General features: G+C 65.6%; 34 protein-coding genes. All 34 read right to left on the bottom strand.

Annotation, left to right across the window (positions count from 1 at the left end):
• Nucleotides 1-4: 4 nt before the first annotated feature.
• The 34 genes from LK493_RS02185 to LK493_RS02025 all read right to left on the bottom strand — a co-directional run bounded on the left by LK493_RS02185 (nucleotide 5) and on the right by LK493_RS02025 (nucleotide 22,810).
• Nucleotides 5-775, bottom strand: coding sequence for a BppU family phage baseplate upper protein (locus LK493_RS02185; RefSeq protein WP_227789967.1), 771 nt, complete (start codon nucleotides 773-775; stop codon nucleotides 5-7).
• Nucleotides 776-1,003 (bottom strand): hypothetical protein, encoded by a 228-nt coding sequence (locus LK493_RS02180; protein WP_227789966.1) that lies wholly within the window; start codon nucleotides 1,001-1,003, stop codon nucleotides 776-778.
• Entirely contained in the window at nucleotides 997-2,097 is a 1,101-nt protein-coding gene (locus LK493_RS02175) for a hypothetical protein (RefSeq protein WP_227789965.1), read from the bottom strand. The genes LK493_RS02180 and LK493_RS02175 overlap by 7 nt, the downstream gene beginning before the upstream one ends.
• Complete coding sequence (locus LK493_RS02170) at nucleotides 2,094-4,514, bottom strand: fibronectin type III domain-containing protein (RefSeq protein ID WP_227789964.1); 2,421 nt, start codon at nucleotides 4,512-4,514, stop codon at nucleotides 2,094-2,096. The genes LK493_RS02175 and LK493_RS02170 overlap by 4 nt, the downstream gene beginning before the upstream one ends.
• Nucleotides 4,515-8,540, bottom strand: a complete 4,026-nt coding sequence (locus tag LK493_RS02165; protein WP_227789963.1) for a phage tail tape measure protein — start codon at nucleotides 8,538-8,540, stop codon at nucleotides 4,515-4,517.
• Nucleotides 8,533-8,958: a hypothetical protein gene (locus tag LK493_RS02160; protein ID WP_117800497.1), complete on the bottom strand. Its 426-nt coding sequence runs from the start codon at nucleotides 8,956-8,958 to the stop codon at nucleotides 8,533-8,535. The genes LK493_RS02165 and LK493_RS02160 overlap by 8 nt, the downstream gene beginning before the upstream one ends.
• Nucleotides 8,955-9,104 (bottom strand): hypothetical protein, encoded by a 150-nt coding sequence (locus LK493_RS02155; RefSeq protein ID WP_215693032.1) that lies wholly within the window; start codon nucleotides 9,102-9,104, stop codon nucleotides 8,955-8,957. Before LK493_RS02155 ends, LK493_RS02160 begins: the two co-directional genes overlap by 4 nt.
• Nucleotides 9,105-9,142: 38 nt before the next feature.
• On the bottom strand, nucleotides 9,143-9,466 hold the full coding sequence (locus tag LK493_RS02150) for a hypothetical protein (protein ID WP_227789962.1): 324 nt from the start codon (nucleotides 9,464-9,466) through the stop codon (nucleotides 9,143-9,145).
• Between the two features lie 10 nt (nucleotides 9,467-9,476).
• A complete protein-coding gene (locus tag LK493_RS02145) occupies nucleotides 9,477-10,493 on the bottom strand; it encodes a hypothetical protein (protein ID WP_227789961.1) in 1,017 nt (338 codons plus the stop codon).
• Entirely contained in the window at nucleotides 10,486-10,653 is a 168-nt protein-coding gene (locus LK493_RS02140; RefSeq protein WP_158566592.1) for a hypothetical protein, read from the bottom strand. Before LK493_RS02140 ends, LK493_RS02145 begins: the two co-directional genes overlap by 8 nt.
• Nucleotides 10,637-11,137 (bottom strand): hypothetical protein, encoded by a 501-nt coding sequence (locus tag LK493_RS02135; RefSeq protein ID WP_215693026.1) that lies wholly within the window; start codon nucleotides 11,135-11,137, stop codon nucleotides 10,637-10,639. The genes LK493_RS02140 and LK493_RS02135 overlap by 17 nt, the downstream gene beginning before the upstream one ends.
• The gene (locus LK493_RS02130; RefSeq protein ID WP_227789960.1) at nucleotides 11,134-11,871 is read right to left on the bottom strand and encodes a hypothetical protein; all 738 of its coding nucleotides are present in this window, start codon (nucleotides 11,869-11,871) and stop codon (nucleotides 11,134-11,136) included. Before LK493_RS02130 ends, LK493_RS02135 begins: the two co-directional genes overlap by 4 nt.
• Nucleotides 11,872-11,873: 2 nt before the next feature.
• Nucleotides 11,874-12,140 (bottom strand): HeH/LEM domain-containing protein, encoded by a 267-nt coding sequence (locus LK493_RS02125; RefSeq protein WP_227789959.1) that lies wholly within the window; start codon nucleotides 12,138-12,140, stop codon nucleotides 11,874-11,876.
• A 9-nt stretch (nucleotides 12,141-12,149) separates the two neighbouring features.
• Nucleotides 12,150-13,253, bottom strand: coding sequence for a phage major capsid family protein (locus tag LK493_RS02120; protein WP_227789958.1), 1,104 nt, complete (start codon nucleotides 13,251-13,253; stop codon nucleotides 12,150-12,152).
• 2 nt (nucleotides 13,254-13,255) lie between these two features.
• The gene (locus tag LK493_RS02115; RefSeq protein WP_227789957.1) at nucleotides 13,256-13,864 is read right to left on the bottom strand and encodes a head maturation protease, ClpP-related; all 609 of its coding nucleotides are present in this window, start codon (nucleotides 13,862-13,864) and stop codon (nucleotides 13,256-13,258) included.
• The gene (locus LK493_RS02110) at nucleotides 13,845-15,110 is read right to left on the bottom strand and encodes a phage portal protein (protein WP_227789956.1); all 1,266 of its coding nucleotides are present in this window, start codon (nucleotides 15,108-15,110) and stop codon (nucleotides 13,845-13,847) included. Before LK493_RS02110 ends, LK493_RS02115 begins: the two co-directional genes overlap by 20 nt.
• 42 nt (nucleotides 15,111-15,152) lie before the next feature.
• On the bottom strand, nucleotides 15,153-16,625 hold the full coding sequence (locus LK493_RS02105; RefSeq protein ID WP_227789955.1) for a terminase large subunit domain-containing protein: 1,473 nt from the start codon (nucleotides 16,623-16,625) through the stop codon (nucleotides 15,153-15,155).
• Nucleotides 16,606-17,151, bottom strand: a complete 546-nt coding sequence (locus LK493_RS02100; protein ID WP_215693013.1) for a P27 family phage terminase small subunit — start codon at nucleotides 17,149-17,151, stop codon at nucleotides 16,606-16,608. Before LK493_RS02100 ends, LK493_RS02105 begins: the two co-directional genes overlap by 20 nt.
• Nucleotides 17,148-17,447: a hypothetical protein gene (locus LK493_RS02095; RefSeq protein ID WP_227789954.1), complete on the bottom strand. Its 300-nt coding sequence runs from the start codon at nucleotides 17,445-17,447 to the stop codon at nucleotides 17,148-17,150. The genes LK493_RS02100 and LK493_RS02095 overlap by 4 nt, the downstream gene beginning before the upstream one ends.
• Nucleotides 17,448-17,554: 107 nt before the next feature.
• Nucleotides 17,555-17,737 carry a hypothetical protein gene (locus tag LK493_RS02090; protein WP_227789953.1) on the bottom strand — a complete coding sequence of 61 codons (183 nt, stop codon included), beginning with the start codon at nucleotides 17,735-17,737 and terminating at the stop codon, nucleotides 17,555-17,557.
• Entirely contained in the window at nucleotides 17,734-18,510 is a 777-nt protein-coding gene (locus tag LK493_RS02085) for a site-specific DNA-methyltransferase (RefSeq protein WP_227789952.1), read from the bottom strand. The genes LK493_RS02090 and LK493_RS02085 overlap by 4 nt, the downstream gene beginning before the upstream one ends.
• Before the next feature lie 143 nt (nucleotides 18,511-18,653).
• Nucleotides 18,654-19,319, bottom strand: a complete 666-nt coding sequence (locus tag LK493_RS02080; protein ID WP_227789951.1) for a ParB/Srx family N-terminal domain-containing protein — start codon at nucleotides 19,317-19,319, stop codon at nucleotides 18,654-18,656.
• Between the two features lie 244 nt (nucleotides 19,320-19,563).
• Entirely contained in the window at nucleotides 19,564-19,938 is a 375-nt protein-coding gene (locus tag LK493_RS10345) for an HNH endonuclease (protein ID WP_227790056.1), read from the bottom strand.
• 2 nt (nucleotides 19,939-19,940) lie between these two features.
• Entirely contained in the window at nucleotides 19,941-20,114 is a 174-nt protein-coding gene (locus tag LK493_RS02070; protein ID WP_227789950.1) for a hypothetical protein, read from the bottom strand.
• Complete coding sequence (locus tag LK493_RS10190) at nucleotides 20,115-20,243, bottom strand: hypothetical protein (RefSeq protein WP_265333239.1); 129 nt, start codon at nucleotides 20,241-20,243, stop codon at nucleotides 20,115-20,117. It lies immediately after the preceding gene.
• Between the two features lie 107 nt (nucleotides 20,244-20,350).
• Nucleotides 20,351-20,644 (bottom strand): hypothetical protein, encoded by a 294-nt coding sequence (locus LK493_RS02065; protein WP_227789949.1) that lies wholly within the window; start codon nucleotides 20,642-20,644, stop codon nucleotides 20,351-20,353.
• Nucleotides 20,644-20,901 carry a hypothetical protein gene (locus LK493_RS02060; RefSeq protein ID WP_227789948.1) on the bottom strand — a complete coding sequence of 86 codons (258 nt, stop codon included), beginning with the start codon at nucleotides 20,899-20,901 and terminating at the stop codon, nucleotides 20,644-20,646. Before LK493_RS02060 ends, LK493_RS02065 begins: the two co-directional genes overlap by 1 nt.
• On the bottom strand, nucleotides 20,901-21,113 hold the full coding sequence (locus LK493_RS02055; RefSeq protein WP_227789947.1) for a Lar family restriction alleviation protein: 213 nt from the start codon (nucleotides 21,111-21,113) through the stop codon (nucleotides 20,901-20,903). The genes LK493_RS02060 and LK493_RS02055 overlap by 1 nt, the downstream gene beginning before the upstream one ends.
• Nucleotides 21,110-21,484, bottom strand: a complete 375-nt coding sequence (locus LK493_RS02050) for a hypothetical protein (RefSeq protein WP_227789946.1) — start codon at nucleotides 21,482-21,484, stop codon at nucleotides 21,110-21,112. The genes LK493_RS02055 and LK493_RS02050 overlap by 4 nt, the downstream gene beginning before the upstream one ends.
• Entirely contained in the window at nucleotides 21,474-21,692 is a 219-nt protein-coding gene (locus tag LK493_RS02045; protein WP_227789945.1) for a hypothetical protein, read from the bottom strand. The genes LK493_RS02050 and LK493_RS02045 overlap by 11 nt, the downstream gene beginning before the upstream one ends.
• Entirely contained in the window at nucleotides 21,689-22,090 is a 402-nt protein-coding gene (locus tag LK493_RS02040) for a hypothetical protein (RefSeq protein WP_227789944.1), read from the bottom strand. The genes LK493_RS02045 and LK493_RS02040 overlap by 4 nt, the downstream gene beginning before the upstream one ends.
• 5 nt (nucleotides 22,091-22,095) lie before the next feature.
• Entirely contained in the window at nucleotides 22,096-22,302 is a 207-nt protein-coding gene (locus LK493_RS02035; RefSeq protein WP_227789943.1) for a helix-turn-helix domain-containing protein, read from the bottom strand.
• Nucleotides 22,302-22,511 (bottom strand): hypothetical protein, encoded by a 210-nt coding sequence (locus LK493_RS02030; RefSeq protein ID WP_227789942.1) that lies wholly within the window; start codon nucleotides 22,509-22,511, stop codon nucleotides 22,302-22,304. The genes LK493_RS02035 and LK493_RS02030 overlap by 1 nt, the downstream gene beginning before the upstream one ends.
• On the bottom strand, nucleotides 22,511-22,810 hold the full coding sequence (locus tag LK493_RS02025) for a hypothetical protein (RefSeq protein ID WP_227789941.1): 300 nt from the start codon (nucleotides 22,808-22,810) through the stop codon (nucleotides 22,511-22,513). The genes LK493_RS02030 and LK493_RS02025 overlap by 1 nt, the downstream gene beginning before the upstream one ends.
• Nucleotides 22,811-22,835 lie beyond the last annotated feature (25 nt).

Here is a 22,835-nt window from a genome sequence, read left to right as displayed (position 1 = left end):
TCCTTTACTGGCCGAATACCTTGCCGAAGGCGTAGTCGTAGTCCTCCTGGGTGAGGCCGTCGAGGACCGTGTCGGTGCCGATTGCCGGGGCGATGATGGATTCGAACGCCTCGTCGATTTCCGCGTGCGTGGCGAAGACCACTCCGGCGCTGGCCATGGCGGCGATCTTCTCCTTCGCGTCGTCCGTCAGGTCGTCGTAGTCGACCTTGAGCGACGCGAGCGCGGCCTCGCAGCGGTCGGCGGCGCTGTTCGCCCGGCCGCGCGCGTTGGAGACTTCGTCCATGATTGCCTGCCACTCGGACGCGCGCACATCCTCGGCGTTGCCGTAGGTGACGCGCTGCGCCTCGAGCGCGTTGATGAGGTGGTCGATCTCGGGGATGTAGTCGCCGCCCGTGGCCTCGATGGCCACCGAGGGCACGACCCTGATGGCGATGTTGCCCGTGGATGCCGACCAGTCGCCCGAGCTGATGCGGATGTACGAGGTCGGGATGTCCCCGGCCGCCTGCGTGAGCTTGGCGGGGACGGTGTACTGCACGATTCCGTCCGGCGCGGAGAGCACCGCGACGTTCTCGCCGTCGATGACCTTCCCGCCGTCCGGCCGCAGCGCGTAGAAGCGCACGGTCATGCCCGTGAGGTCGAGCACCGCGCCCCCCTGCCGCAGGTTGACGTTGAACACGTACGCCTCGGCATCCTGCTGCCGAAGCGTGATGGGGTTGTCGAGCGTCGAGAAGCGGTTGGTGCCCTTCTCGATGTCGAGCGTGAGGTCTATGAGCATCTAGACCGCCTTCCCGAGCACTACTGCTCCTTGCTTGAACACGAGCACCAGCACGCGGTCCCCGGCCTTCACCTCGGCCAGGCACGTGCAGGTGGTCGATATGGATGGGTTGAGCCGCACGTCGGCGGTCCCGTCTTTGTTGACTGCGGCGACGGTGCCCCACGTGTGGGACTCCTTTGCGCCCGTCCCGCCGAACAGCAGCTCGTACAGCTCGTGGCCGCTTACCATGACCCTCCCTCCGTCTCGGTGACGAAGCCGGAGCGGATGAAGCGGCGGGCCTTGCCCGTCACCGCGCAGTGGCCTCCGACCTCTATCTCCTGCTCCGTTATCGCACCGCGCCAATTTAGCCCGGCGGTGAGATAGTCGATGCCGACCGCGTCGTTTGGCAGCAGCGGTACCCACGGGTGGCCCCACTCGACGTACTCGATGGACGAGGAGTTGTCCACGAGTTTCGTCTTCGCCTTGGCCTTGAGGGCATCTAGGCGCTCGTCCTTGGTGGCTCCCGTGAGCTCCGTCACCTGGTCGACGAGCGGGACCTCGTAGCCCCTGTACGGGATGGACGCGCGGGAGTTGGGGTCGGTGTTCCGGCACACGGCCCAGAGGCTCTCCTCCTCCGTCTCGTAGGTCAGGTACACGGCGTTGGGTATGTCGTCCGCGTTGTCCGATCTGGATACCTCGGGGAGCATGATGGAGTCTTCGCCGTCGTTGAACGTGCGCACCGGCTTGCGCGCCTGCGGCTCGACGTACGGGACCATCTGGATAACTCCGTATGCGTCGGGGTAGGCCGATGCGAACCCGGCCATGGCGAGGAGGTCGTTGGCTATCTTCAGCCAGCTGTCGTCCGGCTCGTACACCACGTCCCTCGGCAGGACGTAGTCGCAGCGCGGCTCGTTCGTCCGGAGGCCGAGGCGCTTGAAGATGCCGTCGGCGTGCGCGACCGCGTTGGTCCCCGCCTTCACCGTGTAGTAGCGGCCGTACTTCCCCTTGACCGCGAGGCGCAGTGTCGATTCGAGGTCGACGCTGCCGGATACCAGCGGCCCGTTGTATTTCGGCGTGCCGATGCTGCAGAAGTACGTCCCGAGGGCGAAGGTCCCGGCCTCGCCGCGCTCGTCCTCCATCTGGTAGTACACGCGCACGAGGTCGTGCTCGTCGGGTATGGCGCTGCCGGAGAAGTCGAGTGTGCCCTGGGAGCGGAGCTGCGATAGCGCGGAGTGCGTGAGCCGCCCGCCGGTGAACATGCCGTAGTCCTCGGCCTCGACGAGGCCGGGCCACGTCACGCGGCGGTAGATGTACGACTCCTGCCGGAAACCTGTCCAGATCACAGGGCCTCACCGTCCACCCTCGTCAGCGAGAGGCTGATGTCGGCGTGCGTCGTGGGCATGCACAGGTCGCGGTTCACGCTCACGTCGGCGGCGACGTGGAACACGTCACCGGCCACGCTCTTGAAGATGGCGCGCGGGTAGAGGATGAGGTCCTCGAAGGCGCGGACCTCCTCCTCGCCTATGACGTGCGCGGTCAGGGGGCGGGTGTCGCTGATGCCGCCCGCGTCGTATAGGACGGGATGGGACCTGCCCGCGTAGCGCACGAGCGTGCGGTTGGCGCGCTCGAGGTTGCGCTGTTCGGTCGGGTCGAACTGCGCGCGGGCCATGAGGCCGTCGCCGTAGTAGACGAAGCAGTAGGGCGTCTTGATGCTGCCCGTGTGCTCCGTCGCCCTCGATGCGCCCGAGGCGGCATACGCCGCCACGCGGTAGCTGTACTCGGTGTTAAGCGGCGCGTAGCGGTCGACCACCGACGAGCCGTCGGACAGGTCGGAGGCGATCAGCCTCTCACCGTCGCGCGTGACGCGCCAGATGCTAAGGCTCTCGACGTCCTGCCCCTCGTCGTTGTTGTCGACGATGCACTGCAGCTCGGCGTATCCGCGTTCGATGTCGGCCTCGATGCGGAGGGAGGCGCGGCGCGGCAGCTCGAACTCCACGCGGAAAGGCATGGAGGCCGTAGACTGCAGGCCGCTCGTGCTTCGCGCCGTGGCCACGATTCGGTACTCGCCGCCGTCCTCCGGCATCCACTCGTCCTTGGTGACGCTCGTGGCCGTGGAGGTGCCGAGCGCCTCCTCGTAGAGCACGTTGCCGCCCGTATCGGTAATGGCCACGGCCATGGCCGCGAGCGCGCCGGATGCGTCGACGTACTGCACGCTCACGCCGACCGGCACGTTGCGCACGGTCTGGCCGGGCGCGTCGAAGGCGAGCTGCGGTGGCTGACGGACGTGGAACGAGCTGTTGCCGGACCACGGTCCGAAGTCCGCGTGCACGCCCTTGGTGCGTACGCGCCAGTAGACGGTGGAGTTGAGGGGGAAGTTCGGCACGCTCGCGCTCTGGGCGGTCGCGGCCGTCACCGTCTTCCATGCGGTGCCGTCCGTGGAGTACTGGACCTCGGCGGCGCTCTGCGCGGAGCCGTCGATGGGGTTGTGGTGCCACGTGAACGTGACCCTGCCCTGCGAGACGAGCAGCACCTGGCCGCTCGTCGGCGTGAGGAGCGTCGGTGCCGCCGGGGCGCAGATCGTGACGATGGCCTCGGATGGCTCGGACCACGCGGAGACGAGGCTGCCTCGTAAGTTGCGCGCGCGGTAGTAGAACGTGCCGCCTCCGGGGTTGTCGCCGAACGACAGCGCCTTGCCGGTCACCGTGGCGATGGTGGTCCAGTCCTTGCGGTCGCGCGAGCGCTGAATCTCGGTGGCGCTCGCGGTGCGCGACAGGTTCGGGATGGTCAGCTCGACGGAGGTGTCCCCCGTGCGCTGGCCGCTCGGCTTGAACGGCGCGGACGGCGTGTTGAACGTGCGGTCGGTCATGACGCGCTCGGAGTATCCGCTCTCGTTGTACGCGCGGACCAGATAGCGGTAGTAGTGGTCGGCCGAGCACGTCGGGTCTGTGTAGGAGGATGCCGAGCCGCTCACGTGGGCGATCTGGACGGAGCCGCCCCCGTCCGTGCTGCGCTCGATGCGCACCTCGGAGTAGGGTGCCTCGTCCGTGGCGTGGTTTACCCACGTGATGAGGTTCTTCTCGTCGCTCAAGCGCTCGACCTTGGCACCGCTCGGCGCCGTGGGCTTCTCGGGCGGGTTGCGCAGCGTCTCGGTGTAGGAGTGGCCACCGGCGTTTCCGGCCGTGTTGTATGCGCCGATGCGGTAGCGGTACGTGTGGTTCGGCCGCACCGTGTCGTCGCTGTACTCCGTCTTGTCGCCGCCGGGCTTGGCGATGTTCTCCCACTCACCGCCGTCGGTCTGGCGGTCGACGTAGATGCCGTCGTACGGTCGGGCGGCCGTGGTGTTGCGCGTCCACGTGATGACGTTCAGGGTCTGGGACTTGCGCACGGCCTTGGCGTTGCTCGGCGTCTGGGGAGTCCAGACCGGGGCCGAGGGCCTGAAGGTGTCCCTGCACGTCGACTTGCGGAAAGTCCCGGAGTAGCCCGTGTACCACGCCGAGCATTCGCGCGTGACGGGGTCTCCGTAGTTGACCCAGCCGACGTCGAGCCAGCCGCTATCGCCGTACCAGCCGGGGCCGTACATGCGGTACTGGCCGCCCCACGAGCGGTTGAGGATAGTGCCCTGCATGTCGCCGCACTTGACGTATGAGCTGTACTTGACCTGCACGTAGCAGGAGTTCTCGCCGTACTCCTTGATCTTCCACTCGATATATGTGTTCCAGGCGGTCTGGCCCGTAGGCCAGACCTCGTTGCCCCATGCCATTTACATCCCTGCCTTCGCCTTGCGGACGGTCTGGAAGAAGTCGTTGAGTGTCATGAACTCGCTTATCGAGGAGGCGTCGATCTTGACGTCGCCCAGCGAGTAGTAGTTGTTGACCACGGTGGTCTTGGTGCCGCCGTTGCCCGTGTAGGCCACGTTGCCGTCGAGCTGCGCCGTGGCCATGAGGCGCTTGGCGCTGTCCCTCACGTCCGCGCGGGCCTCGAGCATGCCGTGGGCGAAGTTCTCGCCGAGGTGGCGTCCCGAGGTCTCGCCGCCCTTCTCGGCACCGGACCAGGGGCCGTCCTCGGGAACGGAGAAGCCCATGACGCTTTTGGCCGCATTGACCAGCGACGTGGCAAAGCTGCGTACGGAGTTCCACGCCGAGCCGATGCCGCTGGCGAACTGCTGGCCGAGGTGCGAGCCGCTGGTATATGCGCTCCACCCGCTCGCGCCGGAGGAGGCGCTGCTGGCGAGCGACGAGCCGCTCGCCCTCGATGCCCCAGCAGCCGCGCCGACTCCGCGTGCGTAGTTAGAACCGGCCGAGCTACCGGTGCCGCCGAGGGCACCGGGGGAGGAGGAGACGCCGGACTTGGCGTTGCTGGCCAGCGAGCGCGCGTTGGCGTTGGCGCTGCCGGACGCGGAGCCGATTCCGCTGGCGAACAGCGCGCCCGCCGATTTGCCCGTGCTTGATGCGTCGCCGGGCGCAGGGGCGATGCCGCCTGACAGGGCCGCGCGCAGCCCTGCGGCGTTGCTGGATGTCTGCGGCGTGTTATCGGCGATGCCCTGCGCGAAGCCCGCTCCGGCGGAGTTGCCCGTCGCGGATGCGTCGGCGGCGGCGGTGGATATGCCGCTCGCCAGCGCTGCGGCCAGCGCGGCCGCGTTGCCCTCGGTCGGCGCGCCTCCGGTCGTGATTCCCTCGGCGAACAGTGCTCCGGCGAGGGTTCCAGCGTCGGAGCCGCCCTGCTTGGCCTCGTCGAGGCCGCCCACGGCCTCCCTGGCCTTTGCCGACGCCACGTCGTAGGTGTCGCCCTGGGCGAGCGCGTTGGCGAAGGCCGTCACGGCGGCGTCTCCGGCGATGCCGTAGTCGTCGCAGTTGCGCTTGAACTCCTCGAGCGTGGAGCCGGTGACCTGCTGGGCCGCGCCGATGGCGCTCTGCGCGCCCGCGCTTAGGCCGCTGGCCCAGTTGTCGGCCGCTGCCTGCCCCTGCGTCTTGCACTTGATGCCCATGTCGCCGAGGGCCTTGATGATGCTCCCGGTGGTGCCGTCCCACGATGCGGACAGCTTGATCAGCTGCTCATCGTTCAGGCTCTGGAAGTCCTCGACGCTGATTCCGGCGCTCTGGAGGTCGTCGCAGAACTGGCCGAGGTCCTTGTCGAGGCCGAGGAACGCGGAGGAGACGGCCGGGGACGCCGCAGCGAGGTCCTTCACGCTCGCGGTGGCCCCGTCTGCCACGGCCACGGATGCGCCGAGGCTTTCCGTGACGGTGTCGATGGAGTTGTTCACCGCGCCGAGCGCGGCCTTGGCCTCGTCAAGCGCCTTGCCCTGCTTCGAGTAGCTCATGGTCAGCTCGGCCTGCTCGCGCGTCATCTGCGGGTTGTTCTTCATGCAGCGGTTGACTTCGTCGTTGTAGTCCTTCTGGGCCATGGCGAGCGTCTGGATGTCCTGCGCCTGCTGCTCGTAGAGAGCCATCAGGTTCGACTGCTGCGCGTCTATCCTGATCTGCTCGAGCTTCTTCTCGACGTACTCGCCGAGCGCCCCGGTGACGTCGCTGATTGCGCCGTGCTCGTCGGCGAGCTTGCCGTTCGCCTGGTCGACGACGCTTATCTGCGTGCCGCACATCGAGTTGACCGTATCGACCGCAGCGCGCAGGCGGCCCTGCGCCTCGGTGCTCAAGTCGCTCTTGTTCGCATACTCCCTGATGGTGTCGTATGCGGCCGTGAGCTGTGCCGATTGCGCGGCGGCCGATGTGTTTGTCTCCTTGAGCGTGGTGGCGAGCTGCGCCTGGCTCTCGAGCATCTTGTCGACGTCGGCCTTGGCACTGCCAGTGGAGCCCGTGAGGACGTCGAAGGCCCCGGCCTCCTCCTTGACCTCGTTCTTGGCCCCAGCGGCGGCGGCCTCCAGCTCGGTGGTCGATGCCTTCAGGTTGTCCGCGTGTTTCTTGGCGTCCTCCATGCTCTGGATGAACATGCCAACCGCGCCGATCACGAGCGCCGGGCCGACGGCGGCGAGGGCGAGCTTGGCCACGTCTGCGGCCTTCGCCCACATCATGAGTCCGGCGGCATGGCTCTTCGTGGCGGCCTCGGACGTCTTGACCGCAGCGGCCTCCTGCCTGTATCCGTTCACCAGCCCGTTCGACTGGTTCATGGCGTTGCGCTTCTCGACGACCTCCTTCTTGAGGTTCTCGACGAGTTCGGCGTTGGCCTTGCTGCCCTTCTTCTGCTCGTTCGACAGCTTGCGGACGGCCGTGTTGTACTTGGTCGTGTCGCTGTTGGCGTTGCGCACGGCTTCGACGTACTTCTCGACGCCGCCAGCCGCCTTGGCCGCCGGGTTCTTCTCGAGGGCCTTGCTCAACTTCTCGTTGCTGCTGTAGGTCTTCAGCGCCGAGGCGTTCGTGGTGGTCAGCGCGTCGGCGTAGACGCCCCACTCCTGCTTGGCCTTGCCCACGGCCGTGACGGCGTTGCCAACGGTCTTGACGATTCGGCCAGTGGTGGTGAGGAACGGCGAGGCGGCTGCGGCCACGGCGGCGAGCGTGATGATATTGCGCTGCGCGCCCTCGTCCATGTCGGCGAAGCCCTGCGTCACGTTCTCGACGGACTCGAAGAGCGGCTCGGCCGCGTCGACGGCGTCGGTGGCGGCGTTTACCAGCGGCGTGCCGATGTCCTCGGCCACCGCCGTGACCTTGTTCTGCAGAATCTCCAGCTTGGCGGCCATGGAGTCGTTTCGGTTGTTGACCTCGTCCTGCAGCGCCGTGTTCTCGCGCCATCCGTCGTTGGATACCTGAAGCGCCTGGCTCACGAGGTCCGTGTTGCCCGCGAGGCGCTTGAGCACGTCGGTCTGCCTGATGCCGGTCACGCCCATGGACTCCAGCGCCACGGTCATGTTCTCGGCGCTGTTGGTGCCCTTGAGGAGGGCCAGCATGGTGTCGGTGGCGCTCGTCCTCCAGCTCTGGGCGAACTGGTCGGCGCTCATTCCGGCGATGGACGCGAACGAGTCGAGCGCGTCGCCGCCCGTGGCCACGGCCTTGTCGATGGATGCGACGGTGTTGGAGAACGCCGTGCCACCGGCCTCGGCCTCGATGCCGAGGGAGGACATGGCACCGGACCATCCGAGGATGTCCGGCGTGCTCATGCCGACCTGGTTGGATGCGGCAGCGATGCGCTGCCCCATGGACGAGACGCTTGATTCGGTTGTGGCGAGGTTGTTGCCTAGGTTGACGATGGCCGAGCCGTAGCGGCTCACGTCGCTATGCGACATCTTCACGATGTTGGCGAACTGCGCCAGCTCGGTGGCCGCCTGCTCGGCGTTCATGTCGGTTGCGATGTCCAGACCGGATACCACGCGCGAGAACTCGTCCAGCTCGTCGATGGAGAAGCCGAGCTGCGCGCCCAGCGCCTGGATGTCGAGAATCTGGTCGGCGCTCACCGCGTTGGTCTTGGAGAACTCGATGGCCGATTCCTTGAGCTGGCGGTACTGCTCCTCGGTGCCGTCCACGGTCTTGCGCACGCCCGTGAGGGACGTGTCGATCTTGACGGCTGCGGCACCGGTGGCCACGCCGACGGCGGCGATGGCTGCGGAGATGGGCATCATCTTCTGCCCGGCCTGCTCCACGCGCTCGCCGTAGTTGTATATCTCGCCTCCGGCCTTTGCTAGCTTGGAGCCGCTGCTAACCAGCTTGCCCCCGGCGGTGTCTAGGTTGCCGCTCGCGGCCACGGCCTTCTTGGACAGGCTGTCGAGACGCCTCTCCGCCTTCTCCAGCGCGGAGCCGTTATAGGAGCCTGTGACGGCGATGGAGATTGATGCCTTACCCATTTAGGTACCTCTGGATTACTTTCTCGATGCGCGACTCCACGCGGTCGCGCACCTCGTCCTCGTATTCGTCGACGGCGCGCATGAGCGCGCGCGGTTTCCCGGCATGGGGCACGCCCATGCGCCTGCCCGCCCTGGGGCCGTTCAGGTAGAACGCGCCGGGGTTTGCGAACTCGATGGGGCCTGCTCCGGGGTCGCTGTTGGCGATCTTCACGCCCGCCGATATGGTCCGCATCGAGGCGTTGGCGGCGTACTGCCCGGAGCCGCCGAGGCCGCGCGCGTAAGATTGATAGGCTGCAAAAAGGGGCCGCACGTCCTCGCGCAGCCCCCTCTTTACTTCCTTCGGCAGCTCGCGGTCGATTTCGCGGAGGCCCTTCAGCGTCTCCGCGAGGCCCTCGACCCTGATGCTCAAGCTGCTCATTTCTTCCTCCCCATGCGGTCGAACAGGCGCTGCACGCGCTCGCCCCTCGTCCTCTCGCGCTTGGCCGCGAAGCCCTCGCCGCGACGGTCGAACAGGGCCAGCCACTCCTCGAAGACGAACGGGTACTCGTCAAGGAGGCGCGCCATGTCGTATGGGGAGGCCCCGGTGATTCGCGCGGCGCTTGCTACTTGGCGGGCGCAGATGCTAAAGGGGCGTCCTTCTCCTTGGCGAGGAGCTTGGTGTTGTCGTCGATAACGACGGCGTCGTAGGTGTCGGCGATGTACTCGGCGGCCTCGGCCAGCTCCATGCCCTCGATGCCGACCTCCTTGGCCTTGTCCGCCTGCTCGGCGGCGATCACGCACCACACGAAGTCGTTGTAGGCGGTCTTGTGCGGGGAGTCGGGGATGGATGCCATGGCGTCGATGGACTTCCAGTTTGAGGTGCGGCCCGCGTCGAACTCGATGGGGTCGTTGTCGCCGTCGGTGAGGGTGAAGTGGAACTTGAGCATTTAGTGCCTCCTAGGCTGCTGCGTAGGTCTGAACCTTGTTGACGATGGTGATGGTCACGGGGGAGCCGTCCTTGTCCGCCACGCCGATGTCGTCGGCGCTGAACTCGACCTCGGCGGCGCTGCCCTCGGGGTCGATCTCGGGCGTCTCGCAGTTCCACGGGACGTTGGAGAAGACGACGCTCATGGTGCAGTTGGGGTCTTGCGAGTGGGTGAACTCCCACGCTGCGGAGCCGTAGACGACCTTGTTGGTGACGGTCGTGCCGTTCTCGCTGCCCGTGAGGACCTTGCGAATCTCGGTGTAGTCCTCGGGGATGATGGTCTGCTTCACCGTGGTCTTGAGCTTGGACTCGGCGACCTCGGATGCGATGACGCGGCCCGCGCCTCGGTAGGAGGTGAGGCTGTTGGACAGCTCGAACTCGCCCTTGGTCACCAGCACCTCGATGGGGGTCTGGTCGTTGGGGGAGAACTTGAACACGCCGTTGGTCGGGATGAAGTAGCCGTCGAAGCACGAGGGCTCCGTCTCGCCGGACCAGCCGCCGAACAGGGCGGCGTCGATGCCTGCGGCCGTGATGCCGATGTCGAGCGGCGCGTTGCCCTCGAAGGACAGCAACAGCGTGTCGATCTTGCAGCCCGTGGCCTTGTGCACCGTGGCGGCCGACGTGTTGCCCACCTGGCCCCAGAAGGTCAGGAAGGGAATCTCGGAGCCGAGGGTGATCACGTGCTTGTAGTAGCCGGGCTTCTCGGCCGAGGTGGTGACGATGTTGCCCATGGCGGCGAGGATGTAGAGCACCAGCGAGTCGGCGTAGGCCAGCGTCTCGAAGTCGACGGCCATGTTGACCTCGGAGACGTAGGCCCCGTTGGTTGTGTTGGCTCGCAGGCCGCACGCCACGTTCTTCTGCTCGACGGTGCGCTCGGGCTTGATGAGGCTGCCGCCGGTGAGGCCGTGTCGGAACGTCGGCGTCGGCGCGGCCTTGGTCTTGGACTCCTGGCGGGCGACGCCGAGGAGGCCGATGGATGTGTTAATCATCTGCCGTCTCCTTCTTGGACGTGCGGGACTCCTTCACGATTCCGTCCCGCTTCAGGATGGTCAGGAGGGACGTGGGCAGGCCCTCGACCTGCTCGCCCTTCTTCGCTCGATACGTGAGGCCGTTGTAGGTGGCCTCGAAACCCTTAGCCGCGCGAAGCATTGCGCACCAGCTCCTTGAACTCTCTGGGGCAGGCCGAGAAGACCTTGCAGGTCACATCGACCTGCGCCGCCACCACGTACTTCTTGTCGGGGGTCGAGTCGTAGCCCGCGTCGCTCATGCGCGGAATCGCGCAGTCGACCGCGCCGCCGAGAGTCGCGTCGGCGGCGATGCCGTAGCAAAGCGAGTTGACCCAGCGCTGCACGCTCTCTCGCGCGACGTCGAACTTGGCGTGCGTGGCGAACAGGTAGACGTGCAGCGTGAACTGCTTGGCGTACTCGGCGCTCGTGGCCCCGCCCGTCGTGCTGTCCATGTCGGCCAGCGGGTCGCACCACGCGAGGAACGGCGGGCGCTTCGACGGGATGTGGTCGTGGACCTCGGGCACCTTGCCGCCGTCGCCGTACATGGCCAGCGCGCTCTCGGACAGCACGAGCGACGCGCGCTCGAACAGGGCCGTGGCGGCCTCGGCGTAGGGCATGGCGATCACATGACCACCGCCCTGCACCGGCCGAACTGCTCTATTGCCGCGTCGACCTCGGGCAGGCCCGTCGCGCCGTCGCGCCCGGCGAGCGTGTAGCGGATGAAGCCCGCGTCGGTGGCCTCGCCCGTGGCCCTCTCGGGCGTGGCCGACGGCCGCAGGTAGTAGGCCGCGAGCCGCAGGACGGCCTCGCTCACGCGCTCCGGCACCTCGGTGAGGCCGTAGCGGTAGCGGATGGTCGCGCGGCCCTCGGGGCCGACCGCCTGGCAGTCGCTCACGAGCGACCAGCCGGGGGTGAGGACCTCGGCCACGTCGTTGTGGTCGAGCCAGACGAAGCCGCCACCGAAGGTCTCCGTGACGCCCATCTGCTGCACGAAGCTGCGCCTCGCGTTGCGCTCGAACGTCTCGGTGGCCGCCTGGCGCGCGGCCCAGAACTCCTCCTCGGTCACGTCGGAGAAGTCGTCGGTGTCGTCCATGCCCTTTAGCTGCTCGAGCCTGAAGTAGTGGCGCGTGACCACCGCGAGGAACGTGGTGAACAGCAGGTCGTCACCGCGATACCAGTTGATTCGCACGGAATCGGGGGCCGCGATGCGCGGGAGCTTCAGCTTTCCGTCCTCGAGCCTGTACTCGAGGGACGTTCCGCTGCCCAAAAGGAGGGCCGCGCGGTCGGGCGCGGCCTCCGTCTCAAGTGTCAGCTCGTCCGTGTAGGCGACGCGCAGCGTGCTGTAGGGCTGGACGAGCACCGCTACTCCTCCTCGTCGTCGTAGAGGTCGGCCTCGAGGAGCGCCAGAAGCTCTTCCTTCTTGGCCGCCTTGGGGTACTCGATGCCCTCGGCGTCGAGCTTGGCCTTGATCTCCTTGACGGTGAGGTCATCGGCCTGCGGCTCGGGGGCCTTTACGGCCTCGATGGCGAGGCCGCGTCGCACGGCCTCGTCGGCGGACATGACTTCGCCCTCGAAGGCGACCAGGTGGCCGTCGCGCACGACGCGCTTGGGTGAGGTGTAGGTCTCCATGGCTCCCCCTTACGCCGCTGCGGTGTCGAGGTTCGTCTTGGAGGCGTAGCAGAAGGCGTCGGGGTAGCGGACCTGCAGCGCCTTGGTGTGCTCGGCACGGATGCACAGCTCGTTGTGGATGAACTGGTCGTTGACGCGGTCGACGTCGACCGTGGTGCCGTGGATGGAGCGGCGCTCGGCTGCGTAGGAGTCGTACACGAGCAGGCCGTCGCAGTTCGGGTCTTCCACGACCTTCATGCCCCAGAGCACGTCGCCGGTGATGGACTGGTACAGGCCGGTCTCGGTCTTGTACAGGTCGATCTCCTGCTTGATGATCGGGGAGACGAGCACGTGGGTCGGGACGCGCTTGGCGGTCAGCATGACCTTGGTGCGCATCTTGCGGATGGCCTCGTAGTACAGGCCGCCGACGTGCTCCTCGAACTCGAGGATGCCGGTGGTGTTCTTGATGCCGACGATGCCGGTGGAGTTGTTGCCGCTGAACATGTGGTCGTCGGTGACGCTGTTCAAGTCGAGCAGGAGGTCGTGCTGGATGATGCTCAAGAGCTCGTCGTAGTCCTTGAGCGTGTCCTCCGAGACGGGGACGTATCCGGCGATGGTCTCCTTGTTGGCCACGGCGTCCTTGTAGGAGTACAGGACCTTGGCCTTGGCCGCGGAGGTGCCGTCGACCACGCCGTCCCAGGTGGCGGGCATGCCCGTCTGCGTGGAGCGCTGCTTGTAGGTGACGGAGCCGGTTGCGGGGGTCTCGCGCAGCGTGTCGGCGAAGCTGCCGAACAGGCTGTCGGGCTTCGGGTCGAGGGTCAGCTCGATCTCGGTGGGCGCGCCGACGGTGACGACGGTGGCCTCGTTCTTGAAGCCACGGTAGAGGCCTCGGAACTCGTCGCGCGGGCCGAGGATGCGCTCGGCGAAGGATGCCTTGGGCGTGGGCACCTTGGGGGCGGGCGCGTTGCGGGCGGCGTCCTCCTCCTCGATGACGTGCTCGAGGGTCAGGTCGAGCTGCTGAATCTGGCCCTCGATGATGAGGGCCTTGTTCTGGTCGCCGGAATCGGCGGCCTTGTGCTGCTCCTCGGCGAGGCGGCTGCGCTCCTGCCAGAGCTGCTTGGAATTGAGCGGCATGCTTACTCCTTACGGTAGACGTGGTTGCCGAGGAGGACGAAGCCCTCCTCGCTCCGGGCGACTGTATCCACGGCGTGAGATTTTTCGATTGCGTCGGCGGGCGCGTGCTTGAAGCGGCCCATGAGCGTGCGGTCGAGCGCGTCGGCCACGCGCTTCTCGGTGGCCACCTTCTCGTCGACGAGGCCGAGTTCGAGCGCCTCGTCGGCCGTGTACCACGTCTCCTCGTCCATGGCCTTCTTGACGTCGGCCAGCTCCTGCGCGTTGCCCTGCGCGTAGGTCCATGCGTCGTGGATCATCAGCTGGGCGAAGCTGCTCATGACGACCTTGTCGGCCATCATTGCGATATAGGAGGCCGCAGATGCGGCGATGCCGTCGATGTGCGCCGTGGTCTCGCCCTTGTAGCGCTGGATTGCCGAGGCGATGGCGAAGCCCTCGTAGACGTCGCCGCCCAGGGAGTCGATGCGGATGTCGACGGGCTTGCCCTTCAGGCCGTCAAGCTCCTTGGCGAAGTTCTTGGCCGTGTTGGACTCCTCGGAGGACCAGAAGTCGCTGCCGATGGTGCCGTAGAGGTACACGGTGGCCTTCTCGGCCTCATTCTTGATTCGGAACATTCGTTGCCCCTTCCTGCGTGCCGTCGGCGGTGCCGCCCGGCTTGTCTGCGCTGAATACGTTCACGGTGCCGTCGTCGTTGACGGTTCCGTAGTTGAGCGGGAACAGCGGCTGGTCGATGCCCTCGACGGGTTCCATGTCCTCGAGGTCGCGCACGTCCGCGCGGGTGATCGCGCCGAAGTAGCCGAGCTCGCGGTAGTACTGCGTGCGGGCCGCGTCGTCTCCGCGCATAAGGCCGTTCAGCTTGAACTTGGCCTTGGTGTTGCGCTGGTAGCAGGCGTCGAGGACGGGCTGCAGCGCCATCTCGAGGTCGCGCACGTCCGGCGTGATGGTGTCGGTCACGTAGTCGATTCGCATCTGCTGGCCGCCGTTGTACGTGGCCCCCTTGCTGTCGTAGACCTTCCACGGGGGCACGTTGCAGGCGCGGCAGACCTGATGGAGCACCCATTTCTGCTGCTCGATAACGGATGCGTCCTTCATCGTCTGCTGGTCCGTCACCCACTTGGCCCCGTAGCCGAAGATGGGCGCGCGGCCCGCCTCGGTAACGCCGCTCTTGGCGTCCACGGCGGCGCGGAGTGCCTTCAGGTCCTTCTCGTCCATGCGGCCCTCGGGCACCTCGACGTGGCCGAGCTGGTGGTTGCCGTTGTGGAGCATGGAGCGGTAGAAGCGCTCGAGGTCGATGGACAGGCCGATCTCCTCGGCCGCGAGGCGCGCGAGGGAGATGCCCCTCACGCCGTCCTTGGTCATGTGCGTGGAGATGTTCACGACCTCGTCTGGGTAGTACCACCCGGCGGGCACGTGGTCGTCACCGGGGGAGACGTAGTATCGCGTGCGCCTTCCCCTGGGCGCGTATTTGTCGTAGTCGTGCATCACGCTGGCCGTGATGGGCCAGATCGCCACCGGCTTTCCCTTGAACCACTCGACGTACCAGTAGGCGTTGCCGAAGGTGTCGCGGCGCAGCACGGTCCAGTCCATGAGCTTCGCGGCGGTCATCTCCTCGTTGGCCATGCCGTTTAGAATCTTGGCCAGCGGGTGGTTATCGAGCCGCTTGTGGCCGTCGCGCCCGGACTGCATCACCGAGAACGGGAGGCTGGCCATGCTGCGCGCCTTGGTCTGCTCGCAGGCGGCGAAGTCGATGGACATGAGCGCGCCGTATCCGTGCGGCGTGGCGAAGCCCGGCGGCAGCGTGACGTGCACGACGTCCTGCACCGGCTCCCTCTTGTAGAACATGTCGTAGAAACGTCCCATACGTCCCCTTTCTGTCGGGGGCATCGTATGGGGCGCGTGAGATTAGCTGACGGGCACGTAGGACTCCGTGCCGCTCACCAGCTTGTCGTATGCGAGGGCCGCTATCGCCAGCGCGATGGCCGCGTCGATTTTGGACTTCTTGGAGTCCTTGCCGAAGCGCATGCCGTACGGCTCGCGCTCCATCTCGACGGTGTTGGCCAGGTGCGCGCGGAGCTTGGGGCACCCGCGCAGGCGCAGCTCCCCGGCCTTGACCTCGTTCACGACGATTGACGTCGCCTGGCACATCGTGGCGTTGTTCTGCGGGAACGAGACCGTCTCTATCCCGTACACGTCGCGCAGGCGCGAGTTCATGACGATCAGGCGGTTTGGGTCTATTCCCACGACCTGCGGCCAGTGCTCCGAGCACAGCCCGGCGATGAGCTGGGTTATCTGCTCGAAGTCGTAGTGACCCGTCTCCTCGTCGGGGGTATCGAACACCCACTCCTTGGTGAGGCAGACGGTCTTCCCCTTCTTGGTCTTTCGCTTCTGGTACGCGACGATTGCGAACGAGTCGCCCGCCGTGGCTCCGTCGATTCCGAGCGTCCACGGCTTGTTGAAGTCGAACCTGTTGGTGCCGCGCTCGCAGCGGTCGAGCTGCGGTGCCTTGAAGACCGAGTAGGCGTCGTTGTCCTTCGGGAATCGGTTGGCCGTGTAACGCTCGAACTGGCGGGCGGATGCGGCCATGCCCCTCTGGTCCTCGATGCTCTCCCACGTGACCCAAGAGGCCACCATGATCTTCTCCCAGTCGGAGCGCTTCTCGATGTCGTCGTCATCGTCGAGGCCGAGCCAGTACAGGTACATGCCGGGGTCTCGGCGCGCCTTGTCGCTGTACATCTCCCAGAGGAAACCCTCGCGCTTGTCTCCGGCCGTGGTGATTCCCACGGTGAGCGGGTTCCATAGGACCTTCTGGCCCTTGACCCCGGCGTCCCAGACCTTGGAGTCCGGGTAGGTGTGCAGCTCGTCGAATATCAGGAAGTTGAAGTGCCACGACTCCAGCGCGTCCGCCGTGTTCGGCAGAATCATGATTTTCGCGTTGGTCTCCTTGTGCGTGATGATGTTCTTCCCGATGTCCCACTGCTCGCGCCACGTCGGGTTGAGCTTGATCATCGTGCAGATCTTCTCGTAGACGTTACGAATCTGGTCCTTCGACGACGCCACCATTCCGTACTGGCCGTTGTGGACCGGCTCCATGGTGGCCACGGTGAGGAGGATTCCGGCGCACGTCTCGGACTTGCCGTAGCCGGAGGGCAGGCCGATGATGGCTCGGCGGTACTTGCGCTTGAAGCCCCTGGCGGTCATCTTGCCCGAGGCGAAGAGCGGTTTCCAGATATTCTCGCGCTGGAACTCCTCCAGATAGAAGGGCTGCGCGTAGTAGGAGTCGTTGGCGACGTGGCGGCACATCGAGGTGAAGCAGCGCTCGTAGTCGCGCGCCATGACGAGGCCCTCGCGCGAGTAGCTAGTCGGCGTCCGATACATCCACTACCTCCGCTGGCAGCTCGTAGGCCGCGTCGATTGAGCGGAACATGGACGCCGTGTCCGCTGCGGTCTTGACGGTCGTGGCGTCCATGAGGCCGATGCGCGAGCGCGCGAGCGGCGACAGGCCGAGCATGTCGGACAGGGCGCGAATCTCGCTCGACGCCTCCTTCAGGATTGTCAGTGCCGGGTTCTTGCGCACGAGCGGGACCTCCCTCCCATCCGGTGTCTTGTACGGCTTCACGCCGATCTTGTCGAAGATGTTTATGCGGCCGTCCTCGCTGTGGATGGCCTGCTGCGCCTGCTCGGCCACGGCGTGCCAGTAGGTGAGGAGGCGCAGGGTCGGTATGTCCTGCTCGCTGAAGTTGTTCACGGGCGGGCACAGCCACGCCCATATCTCGCTCTGGACGGGGTCGAGGGCGATGTCCTCGGGCATGAGGACTCCGGCGGCGTCGGTCTTTGCCGCGAGCCCGTATGCGTCGGTTATCCCGCGCCGGATGGCGTCGTGTTTCGGCTTGGCACCCTTCACAGGCCCTCACCCCGCAGCGCGTCCTCCATCTTCTTGGCGGCCTTCTTCAGGGACAGGCACAGCGGGGCGGCGGTCATGAGTGATGCGCGGGACATATCCGAGGCGGCGACGTGCGCGCGCTGGATTACCTCGAGCACCTCGTCGTCGCTCATGGCGGCGTTTGGTGCCGGTGCCTGAAGCTCGCCAACGTAGGCGTAGCCCCTGTATGCGTGGCTGCGGCACGTCGAGCAGCAGAAGCGGGCGGTGCTCCTCTTCGCCTGGAACTCGCGCCCGCATGACTCGCATCTCTTTATCAAATCTGCCTCCAAAGACAACGGTGCGGCATCGCTGGACGGCTGGCAATCGGCCATATTGGCCGCGAGGGTAACGGGCCAGCCGCCCGACGGTGCCGCATGCGCTGTTGCTATCGGCAGAAGGCGGTGAAGTTGAACAGCTTGGGCCTCATGCCGTGCTTTCTCGCTATTTCCCTCGATTTCGCGTTGAACTCTGATTTATAGGCGGCCATCCTGCGCTGGGCCTCGCCTCTGGTTATCTGTCCAGCCCGGTACATATCTCGTGCCCAGCACGCCTCGTCGTAAGAATTCATTCCTGCTCCTCGAGATCGGGAATCACCACCTCGCCGAGGCGTCCTGCGGCCTCGCGCGGGCTTCCCTTGCAGAACGTGAGCACGTTCTGATGGATCTTACCGAGCTTACGCGAAGCGGCGAACTGTCTTCCAGCCCTTATCGGCAGACTCCCCGCAGGTGTTACAAGAATCGCCTCGTTGTAGTAGCGGGCACCGGCTCGCTCCATGAACTCGACCGTCTTGCCGGGCAGGTTGTAGTAGAAACCGTCCTTGCCGCGCGCGTCGCCTATGACGACGACGGCGAAGCGGTCATCGGCGAGCTTCTCGACGGTCTTGCGCAGGATGATCTCGTACATCTCGAGAAAACCGTCTATGCCCATGTTGCTTATGTCGGCAGGGTCGTCGCTGTACACCTCGAGGTCGGCGTACGGAGGGCAGGTGAACATGAAGTCGAAGCCGTCCTCGGGCAGCAGCTCGTCGATATGTGCGCTGTCGCCCTGAACCCATTTTGGGCAGGCATCGCAAAGCTCGGAGCCCTGGATGATGTTCGCCTCCACCTGCTCGGCGCGAAGCTCGACGCCAGTGTAGAAGCGCCCCATCTTCTCGGCCACGATTCCGCGCACGGAGCCTCCGGCGAACGGGTCGATGATCGTATCGCCCTCCTTGGTGTACCAGGCATAGGAGAGCTCGCAGAGGACGGGGTCGAAAACCGACGTTCCGGAGTCTGACAGCGTTCCGGCGTTGCCGGAATATCCGTCGTAAAGGCCGGAGGCCTCGAACTCGGCGTTAGTCATCGAGATGCCTCTCTCTCGACTTTCGCCTTTTTCTCGTAGTAGCGCGGGTCTTGGCCCGAGGCGCTGTTGAAAAGGACTCCCATTACTTGCCTTTCATGATCTCGAATAGGTGCTTCTGGTTCGGCGCTATCGTCCCCAGCGTCTTACTTCCTGTACGCGGATGCGCTGGCGTCGATGTTGTAGGTGAGCCTACGAGCGACCACCCCCCCCCGCACGGTTAAGCGGCATGGGTGCCCCCCCGGAGCGGCACCGCGCCCGAGTTCCGAGCGGATGCCGAGCGACATCCACTGGTGCTTGCGGTCGGCCCAATCGCCCTTGCGCGCGTCCAGGACGGAGAACGGTGCCACACCGAAGCGGTCGGCGAGCTTCACGCTCTCGTTTTCCTCATCCTGCGGCTCCTCCTCATCGTCGTCGAACTTCGGCATGAACTCGGCAAAGCCGAGGGCCTCCCAGTCCATGTCTAGGTTGTCCATGTCCTCGACGAGCGTCTGGTAGTCGAAGCCGCTGTTCAGGGTCGTCTGGTTGTGGACGTGCGTGTACGCGCGCCTCTGCTCGTCCGTCAGATGATCGAGGGAGATAACCGGAGCCGTCTCGATGCCCAGCTTCTTCAACGCCATCACGCGGCCGTGGCCCTCGACGATTTCGGCCTCTCCGTCCTCGTTGTGCCAGACGGCGATGGGGTCGCAGTTGCCGAACTCGCTGATGCTCTCGGCGATCTGGTCGATTTGCTCCCTCGGGTGCATCTTGGCGTTGTTCGCATATGGCACGAGGTCGGCGACCGCCATCTCGCGCACTTCCAGTTCCGGCATTGGTCTCATTGCCGCTCCTTCCATTGCTGGCGTGATGGTATTGGCCGCGTGAGATTTAGCGTTGCGTTTTGCTCTCGCCTTGGCGTTGCACTGAACCCCCCCCGGCCTCCAATTTCGTAGCGAAACGCGGGGGATAGGGGCGCGCGGGGTAGGGGGAAAGAAACCCGATTTTCCGAGGGGGTAGGGGGGTCGTGCATAAAAAAGGGTGCAGCCCCGTCCGAGGCCACACCCTTGTGCATAAAAGCTATCTGTTCGCCGCCCTGCGTGCATCATCGCGCTTCTTATGGCAGCTCTTGCACCGCAGCGTGAGGTTCTCCACCTCGCTGCCGCCACCCTCGCACAGCGCGCGGCCGTGGTCCACCTCGCCGCCCATCCCGGCCGTGTACCAGCGGCCGTCGCGGTACTCCGCGCACACCCTGCCGCAGTCGGCGCACCTGCCCAGCTGCCTGCCGATGGCCCTCTGCCTCGCCTTGCGGTACGCGCTCGACGAGTACTCGGCGCGCCATGGCTCGCGCTCGGCCCTCGTGGCGTCGCCCTCCGTCGGCCTGCGCTTGGGCCTCGGCCTGCACGGGCAGCGCTGGCCCTCGGGGTGCGTGCGGCCGCAGTGCGGGCAGTACACGCTCACAGCTCGCGCCTCCCGCTCTCGGCCTTGGCCTTGGCGGCCACGCCCAGGCTGATGCTGCGGCTCGCCTGGAATATCTCCAGCGGCGTGAGGCCCAGCAGCTCGAACGCCTTGAGCGCCGCCGTGATTCCCTGCTCGACCTTGTGCTGGTCGTACTGTTTCCCGTTGTCCATCTATCCAACTCCAATCGCCGCCGACAGCGCCAGCAGCATCTTGAACATCACGGCCACCGCCGTCGCGTCTATGGCGAGGCAGGCCGCGATGATGAGCAGGCATCCGCCCGCCCTCTTCCAGTCGATCATGTGTCCCTCCTATAGTGCCATGAATGCGAGCAGGAGGAGCCCTGCGGCGAGGGCGCGGACCGTCCACGCCCATGCCGCCAGCAGGGCTGCCGCCAAAAGGGCCAGCGCTAGTAGCTCTCGAAGGTCTCGCACGCCGCCTCCTGCATGTCCCTCATGTGGTTCGGTATCCACTCGAGTGCCCACATCGCCCCGAAGCTAGAGTTCTCGGCGCCGCCGGTGCCGAACTCCTCGGCGTACGCCCGGTCGAACTCGACCTCGCAGATGCCGTAGTCGCAGCAGCACTCGACCATGCGCTTGCACTCGGCGCACGTTGGCTTGCCCTCGCCGAAGTGCCTGTCGATTGCCGCGTCGGTGCACCCGGCGGGGAGGTTGTAGCCACTGCCAGGTTCGTTATCGCACATCAGTCTCCAGCCCCTTCGCTATTTCCCTCGGCGATGATGCGCGCGGTCTCCCTCGCCACCGCCTTGCTGCTCTCCATCCGGCCGACCGTGTAGGCGCGCTCGATCATGTCCTGGGCGGCGCGCTCCATGGCCGTGTCGTCGTATCCCCGGCAGACCCTGTGCTCCTTGAGGTACGCGTGGGCGCGGTCCTGCGGCCTCGTCTCGTCGTAGCGGAACACCTCGTTGCAGTCCTCGAGGATGTCCTCAATCGTGTCCATCAGGCCACCTCCGCTCGTATCTGGATAGGCCCCCGGTTCCATCGGTTGCGCGCTTCGACGGCATCCATCAGGCCGACGTCTCCGAACGCACCGCACGAGGCGCAGGCCACGAACTGCAATATGGCTCCATTCGGGGCGTCGCGCACGAACTCGCCCAGATGCTCGGTGGTGCCGCAGCAGGGACAGCGCTTGTACAGGCCATGGTCAATCATTCGCCGACCTCCATCCCGCACTCCGGGCAATACCTAGGCTTCGCGAACCCGACCGCCTGGTGCCCGCACGACAGTATGTAGCCGTTTATCCCGGTGATCGGCTTACCGTAGGCCGTGCGTAGCTTTCTCGCGAGGATGATTTTGCAGGTCGGGCGGTCGATAAGGTCGGCGAGCGTCTCGCAGATATGGATGTAATTGCCTCGGAACGCATGTCCGCATCGCTCGACCGAAGCGGCGATGTTGCGGTAGGCCGTGTTGCCACATTCGCTGACGTCAATATCGTCCTCGTACCACTTTGACCGCTCGCTCATGTATCCGATTTGCCTGCGCAGTTCAGCCGCTACCTCGCGCCGCTTCTCATCATTGGCCATCTGCAGCCTCCGCCTCCTCTATGCGCTGCTCTACATTCTCCGCGATGTTCTTCTCCCAGGTGGCTAGGTCGTTCATCGTCCGCTTGTGTCCTTTCTTGACGACCTCCTTGAACTGGATAATGTGCAGGAGCTGCGCCAGCGACGGGTCGTCCCCTAGGCCGTGTGCCTCCGCGCGTTTTTCCAATTCGGCATAATCGGAAAAGTTCATCGGTTCTCGCCCCGCAGCCTGCGGATGCGCCTCTTGATGTCTTTGAACACCGAGGCCGTGCATCCGCATGTGTCGCTGTCAGGTCTGGCGCATTTGAAGCAGCTCCCTCCCGGGCTGAAATACCAGCAGGAGTTGCTCTCCTCGATGCACCTGTCAAAGTCCGCTTCAAGCTTCTCCCAACTGTCGGGCGTCTCCGGTGGCGTTAGGTAGAAGGAGCTGCAATAGTCATATTGGCAATCCATGAACACGACGCCCCACTTTAGGCCGGGCATCGTCTGCACCACGGAATAGGTAAAGCGGTTGACCTTAAAACACTTGCCGTCCTCGTTGTACAGCACCTTGGTGTACAGCGGAATCTCGCGCCCCTCGGCATCTTTTGGTAACTCGATATTCTCCATTGCTATCACCTATCTAGCCCCAGCAGTACAAAGGACATGTCGCGGCAGATACGGATGCTGCCGGGCGTCCTCACGGTCATTAGCTCCCCGTCCTTGCACATCCTGTAGACGGTCCTCAGGCTCACGTTGAAAGCCTTGGCCCATTCGTTGGGCGTTGCATACTCGGGGAGCGTGAATGGGTTCACGCCCTTGGGCATTTCGATAATTGCCATCAGTCCTCCCCGGTCTCGTAGCTCGCGTCGGCCCAGTAGTCGCAGCGCGCCTCGCCCTGGGTGCGGTGGATGAACTCGGGCCTGCGCATGCACTCGTACTCGATGCGCTCGGTCCCGTAGACGCTGCGGAACACGGTCGTCCTGGCATGGTCGCAGTTGGCGCAGCGCTCCGGCCTCACCCCGTCCGTGTAGATGTCGGGCCTATCCATCAGTTGGTCACCTCCGCCCCGCACTGCTCGCAGTAGTTCAGGCCGCCCGTGGGTTCGGTCCTGCCGTCGTGGCCGCAGGCGAAGCAGTGGTATCGACCGTCTGGGGCCACCTGCACCTGCGTCGTCGGGCGGTACGCCAGCTCGGCCACGCGGCGCATGACCCCGCGCCAGCTCGTGTCCTCCGCCCCGGTGATTCTGGCCAGCGCGCGCTGGAGGCTCTCGCCGCCCAGGCTGTCGTTGGCCGTGCGGTTCAGCTCCTCGACGATGCGGAGGCGCTCCTCCGTGGTGATCTCGTTCATTTCTTCCTCTCCTTAATCCAGTCGT

It is taken from the genome of Collinsella aerofaciens, assembly GCF_020709435.1.
Taxonomy (GTDB): Bacteria; Actinomycetota; Coriobacteriia; order Coriobacteriales; family Coriobacteriaceae; genus Collinsella; species Collinsella aerofaciens_AU.
Note: the sequence above shows the minus strand (reverse complement) of the source record. Positions and strands in the feature narration are given on the sequence as shown.

Bases quoted from the DNA above. Each gene is read 5' to 3' on its own strand.
- LK493_RS02185 (WP_227789967.1), bottom strand. From the start codon at position 775: ATGCTCATAGACCTCACGCTCGACATCGAGAAGGGCACCAACCGCTTC.
- LK493_RS02180 (WP_227789966.1), bottom strand. From the start codon at position 1,003: ATGGTAAGCGGCCACGAGCTGTACGAGCTGCTGTTCGGCGGGACGGGC.
- LK493_RS02170 (WP_227789964.1), bottom strand. From the start codon at position 4,514: ATGGCATGGGGCAACGAGGTCTGGCCTACGGGCCAGACCGCCTGGAAC.
- LK493_RS02165 (WP_227789963.1), bottom strand. From the start codon at position 8,540: ATGGGTAAGGCATCAATCTCCATCGCCGTCACAGGCTCCTATAACGGC.
- LK493_RS02160 (WP_117800497.1), bottom strand. From the start codon at position 8,958: ATGAGCAGCTTGAGCATCAGGGTCGAGGGCCTCGCGGAGACGCTGAAG.
- LK493_RS02155 (WP_215693032.1), bottom strand. From the start codon at position 9,104: ATGGCGCGCCTCCTTGACGAGTACCCGTTCGTCTTCGAGGAGTGGCTG.
- LK493_RS02150 (WP_227789962.1), bottom strand. From the start codon at position 9,466: ATGCTCAAGTTCCACTTCACCCTCACCGACGGCGACAACGACCCCATC.
- LK493_RS02145 (WP_227789961.1), bottom strand. From the start codon at position 10,493: ATGATTAACACATCCATCGGCCTCCTCGGCGTCGCCCGCCAGGAGTCC.
- LK493_RS02140 (WP_158566592.1), bottom strand. From the start codon at position 10,653: ATGCTTCGCGCGGCTAAGGGTTTCGAGGCCACCTACAACGGCCTCACG.
- LK493_RS02125 (WP_227789959.1), bottom strand. From the start codon at position 12,140: ATGGAGACCTACACCTCACCCAAGCGCGTCGTGCGCGACGGCCACCTG.
- LK493_RS02120 (WP_227789958.1), bottom strand. From the start codon at position 13,253: ATGCCGCTCAATTCCAAGCAGCTCTGGCAGGAGCGCAGCCGCCTCGCC.
- LK493_RS02115 (WP_227789957.1), bottom strand. From the start codon at position 13,864: ATGTTCCGAATCAAGAATGAGGCCGAGAAGGCCACCGTGTACCTCTAC.
- LK493_RS02110 (WP_227789956.1), bottom strand. From the start codon at position 15,110: ATGGGACGTTTCTACGACATGTTCTACAAGAGGGAGCCGGTGCAGGAC.
- LK493_RS02105 (WP_227789955.1), bottom strand. From the start codon at position 16,625: ATGTATCGGACGCCGACTAGCTACTCGCGCGAGGGCCTCGTCATGGCG.
- LK493_RS02090 (WP_227789953.1), bottom strand. From the start codon at position 17,737: ATGAATTCTTACGACGAGGCGTGCTGGGCACGAGATATGTACCGGGCT.
- LK493_RS02085 (WP_227789952.1), bottom strand. From the start codon at position 18,510: ATGACTAACGCCGAGTTCGAGGCCTCCGGCCTTTACGACGGATATTCC.
- LK493_RS02080 (WP_227789951.1), bottom strand. From the start codon at position 19,319: ATGCCGGAACTGGAAGTGCGCGAGATGGCGGTCGCCGACCTCGTGCCA.
- LK493_RS02070 (WP_227789950.1), bottom strand. From the start codon at position 20,114: ATGGACAACGGGAAACAGTACGACCAGCACAAGGTCGAGCAGGGAATC.
- LK493_RS10190 (WP_265333239.1), bottom strand. From the start codon at position 20,243: ATGATCGACTGGAAGAGGGCGGGCGGATGCCTGCTCATCATCGCGGCC.
- LK493_RS02065 (WP_227789949.1), bottom strand. From the start codon at position 20,644: ATGTGCGATAACGAACCTGGCAGTGGCTACAACCTCCCCGCCGGGTGC.
- LK493_RS02060 (WP_227789948.1), bottom strand. From the start codon at position 20,901: ATGGACACGATTGAGGACATCCTCGAGGACTGCAACGAGGTGTTCCGC.
- LK493_RS02055 (WP_227789947.1), bottom strand. From the start codon at position 21,113: ATGATTGACCATGGCCTGTACAAGCGCTGTCCCTGCTGCGGCACCACC.
- LK493_RS02050 (WP_227789946.1), bottom strand. From the start codon at position 21,484: ATGGCCAATGATGAGAAGCGGCGCGAGGTAGCGGCTGAACTGCGCAGG.
- LK493_RS02045 (WP_227789945.1), bottom strand. From the start codon at position 21,692: ATGAACTTTTCCGATTATGCCGAATTGGAAAAACGCGCGGAGGCACAC.
- LK493_RS02040 (WP_227789944.1), bottom strand. From the start codon at position 22,090: ATGGAGAATATCGAGTTACCAAAAGATGCCGAGGGGCGCGAGATTCCG.
- LK493_RS02035 (WP_227789943.1), bottom strand. From the start codon at position 22,302: ATGGCAATTATCGAAATGCCCAAGGGCGTGAACCCATTCACGCTCCCC.
- LK493_RS02030 (WP_227789942.1), bottom strand. From the start codon at position 22,511: ATGGATAGGCCCGACATCTACACGGACGGGGTGAGGCCGGAGCGCTGC.
- LK493_RS02025 (WP_227789941.1), bottom strand. From the start codon at position 22,810: ATGAACGAGATCACCACGGAGGAGCGCCTCCGCATCGTCGAGGAGCTG.